Source organism: Campylobacter parajejuni, assembly GCF_046764905.1.
In the GTDB taxonomy this organism is placed as follows: domain Bacteria; phylum Campylobacterota; class Campylobacteria; order Campylobacterales; family Campylobacteraceae; genus Campylobacter_D.
Map to the genome: position 1 here is coordinate 1 of NZ_JBKORB010000033.1, position 661 is coordinate 661.

Consider the following 661-nt stretch of genomic DNA (forward strand, 5'->3'; position numbering starts at 1 on the left):
TCGTGCCTTTATATATTTCATAATGTTTTGCCAAATGCGGTTTTAGCTCTTTGATTTCTTCTTGTCTTATATAAGGTGGATTACCAATAACCAAATCAAAGCCTTTGAAATTTCCACCATCGTCTAAAATTTCAGGGAATTCAAAACGCCATTCAAAAGGCTTATTTTTCTTTAAAAAATAGGTCTTATCGTATTCTTGTTTTAATTTTTCAAATTCCCTAGTCGCTTCTTGTTTATCAAAATCATACAATGTTAAATTTCTACTGACTTCAAATTGTAGATTTTCATCATCTACGGCTAAGAAATTGCCATATTTTTTAGAATATTTTTCGCATTTTTCTTTAAAGCTTTTGATTTCTTTGTTAAATTTATCCACAAAACAAAACTTTTCAAAACTTTCTTTTAATTCTCTAATGTTTTTAATGATTTCGCTTTTTTTAATATGAGAGCCACCCTGTTTATAGTCTTTAACATCATCTTTATATTTTTTGATGCGTTCTTTGATATTAGGATAATGGCTCATAGTTCTATTGGGTTCAAAATAAGAAATCAAAGAATTCCCACATTTTATATTTATATCAATGTTTGGCAGGGTTTTAAGATTGTGATAAGTCCCATCATCAAAATCCTCATAATAACTATGCTTTAAAAGCTCTATCCA

1 protein-coding gene is annotated in these 661 nt (G+C 28.3%); it reads right to left on the reverse strand.

Going from position 1 to position 661, the window contains the following annotated elements:
- Positions 1 to 661 (reverse strand): Eco57I restriction-modification methylase domain-containing protein (locus tag ACLL8X_RS09310; protein WP_411990634.1); only part of this gene is annotated, 661 nt, incomplete at both ends.